Source organism: Gordonia sp. i37 (assembly GCF_002043085.1).
Lineage (GTDB): Bacteria > Actinomycetota > Actinomycetes > Mycobacteriales > Mycobacteriaceae > Gordonia > Gordonia polyisoprenivorans.
Map to the genome: position 1 here is coordinate 1 of NZ_MVPX01000347.1, position 2,913 is coordinate 2,913.

2 protein-coding genes and 1 pseudogene are annotated in these 2,913 nt (G+C 66.0%); 1 reads left to right on the forward strand and 2 read right to left on the reverse strand.

The genetic code is table 11. The features are described from left to right. A partial coding sequence (locus B1964_RS16860; RefSeq protein WP_079930590.1) for a winged helix DNA-binding domain-containing protein occupies positions 1–1,032 on the reverse strand: 1,032 nt, incomplete at its 3' end. A gap of 13 nt (positions 1,033–1,045) precedes the next feature. Continuing rightward, the gene (locus B1964_RS16865; RefSeq protein WP_079930588.1) at positions 1,046–1,444 is read right to left on the reverse strand and encodes a RidA family protein; all 399 of its coding nucleotides are present in this window, start codon (positions 1,442–1,444) and stop codon (positions 1,046–1,048) included. Positions 1,445–2,064: 620 nt separating this feature from the next. On the opposite strand from B1964_RS16865, the pseudogene B1964_RS16875 reads away from it, so the two are divergent. Then, positions 2,065–2,913, forward strand: a pseudogene (locus B1964_RS16875) (13E12 repeat family protein); the annotation flags it as partial.

Consider the following 2,913-nt stretch of genomic DNA (forward strand, 5'->3'; position numbering starts at 1 on the left):
CCCGCCGACGATCCGCCCGTCCCACCACACCGTCTGACCCCCGTTGCCGTTGCGATCGAAGATGGCGTCGACGTGCGGGCCGAGATAGAAGTCGCGCACCTTGTGACCCATGGTCGTCGGGTCGAGTTCGGGCAACAGGAGGGCTGCGGGCGGCAGCGGATCGTCGTCGGGGCCGCCGGGCAGATCGTCGGCGAGGACGTATCCGACGGAGCCGTCGTCGAGATCGACCTCGACGACGTCGAGCGACGCCAGCGCCTGTCGCACATCGCGTTTGGTCGATCCCAGCCACCAGACGAGGTCGGTCTCGGTACCCGGACCGAATCGCGCGAGCCATCGCCGGATGAGTGCAGTGTGCGCGGTGGCGGGATCGGGGACGTCGAGCGGTCTACCGAGCCAGCGGTCCATCGCCGACCACGACGGCCTCGACACGTGCCAGCCCCCGTTGTTGGGACCGCGTACGACTTCTCCTGCAGCACTGCACATGTTGAGAACTCGCGGAATCAGCGGACTCGGACCGCCGTATGACTTGCCCGGGCTGACGATGACCTGTCGATCGAATTCCGGCACGCGAGCACGCAGTTCCGCCGACGTCATCGTGGTGCCGTCGGCGAACGCGGAGAGCACCGCGGCACGAGCGTCATCGATCCACCCTTCGGGATCGGCGACGTCCTCGGCGCGGCGAAGATCACGCAGCATGTTGGTTCGCTCGGAACCCGCGACCCGCGCACCGATCGCCCCGACCGCGTCGGGAAGGATGCCGTCGGGAAACACGAAAAGCGTTCGACGCATGGCCAGTTGCTTGATCATCGTGCGGTCACCGTAGAGAGCCGCGTCCATGGTGTCGGTGCGGAAACCGTCGATCCGTGCCCACGCCGAGAGATACACCGTCGACGGCGTCGTCGCGTGCAGTCCGACGACATCCGCGGCAGCGTCGACCACCGATGCCGCGTGATGCCCTTCTGCAAGGCAGTGTCTGCGCAGCAACCGGTTTCGGCGTTGGGCATCGGTGATGCGGGGTCGCGCAACGCTCATGGCCACTGCCTGCTCACGACTGGGGCGGCGCGGCCACCGCGTCGACCTCGACCACCTGCCCGTCGTACGGCAGGACCGATACACCCATCATCATCGTCGGCGGTACCACATCGAACTCGGCGCTCACCGCTTCCCATGCGACATACAGATCCGCCTGAAGGTGTTCTGCCACATAGACTGTCAGCTTGGCCACGTCAACGAACGTCGCCCCCTGCTCGCCCAGCACAGCCGCGAGGTTCCCGAGGCACGCTCGCACCTGCGCAACGACATCATCGGGCGCGATCACCGCACCATTCTCATCCAATGGGCTGATCCCGGCCGTGAAGAGCAACGGCCCCGGCGACACCGTCGAACTGTACGGAAAACCACCGTCGTGCAGGGTCGTAGAACCGTTGAGGCGCACTCTCGACATGCGCCGATCCTACCGTCGCAGAAGCCGGCGCCTCGTATGTTCGCCCCCGATGGTCGAGCGGTTCCCTCACCCGACGCTTGACCCCTTCCCCCGGTCGTTGCGCGGTTCCCTCACCCGACGCTTGCCCCTTCCCCCGATGGTCGAACCCTTCCACCGCCGACACTCAAGCGTCCCTTCCCGATGGTCGAGGTGCGAGCCGCGTACGGCGAGCCTCGAGACCGCTTGCGCCGGTGCTGGTTCGGTTCGACGGGTGGTGCGGATACTCGTCGGCGAGCGGGGTCTCGAGGCCTCGTCGCTGGCGCTCCTCGGCACCTCGACCATCGGAAAGAGCGACGGCCGCCTCCTGACCGACGCTCGCCCCTTCCCCCCGATGGTCCAGCACTTCCACCTTCCGACGCTTGCCCCTTCCCCCGATGGTCGAGGTGCTCGGCGCGCTGGCGCCGAGCCTCGAGACCCGGTGAGATGACAAGTATCGCAACCACATCCACTACCTACTCGACGTGCCCGAAAATGCTTGTCCACAGATTGTGTCGGCCCTACCTCCGTCGCGCCGGTTTTGTCGGTACCCCTTCGTACACTTGTTCTCATCAAGTCCGATCGCGGGAGGGGAGGTTGTTCCGATGTCGAGTGTGTTGACGTTCACCGATCCGGATGCCGACGCCGCCGCGATCACAGCCATGACACACGACGAGCTCACCGAGACCGGCCCGGACCTGCTACGCGAGGCCCGCAAATACGAAGCGCGCGCGGTCCTGACAGCCGCCGCGCTGGCGGAGCGGGTGTATCGCGAACGTTTGGCAGGACAGTCCGAGGTCGAGGTGTGGGGTTCGGTGATCGAACATGCCGACAAACTCGCCCGCGCCGAGGTGTCGTTGCAGTTCAAGGTCTCTCGCAGCAAAGCCGGGAGTTGGGTGGCGTTGGCGGATCTGTTGGAGAAGTTCCCACTCATCCGTGCCGCCTATCTGAACGGGGAGCTCTCGACGAATCGGGCCTCGATTATGGCGCGCGCTGCCCAGCGTGGCGCGGACATCGACACCGACAGCGACACCGTCGATACCGGTGACGAGTCCGAGATGTCGTTCGAGGAGATCGTCCTGGACTACGGGTCCCGGGCCACCACCGACCCAGTGCTCTCGCAACAACTCGACGCCGCACTGATCTCGATGAACCCCGACACTGTCGTCGACGAACGCGAAAGCCTGTCCGAGCTGGTGGAAAACGTCACCATCACCCCCGAGGTCGCGGGGCACTCCACCCTGGATGCGGTCGTCCCCGCCCACTACGGGGTGTTCCTCACCACCCAGATCAACGCCCTCATCGACGAACGCACCTGCCGCAAAGACCCCCGCCGCGTCGGGCCACTGCGGGTGATCGCCCTCGGGGAGATCACCGGCGTCCCCGGCGCCCGGCTCGACTGCGAATGCGGACAAGATGACTGCCCAAAACGAGGAGGCGGCACCGACAGCAAC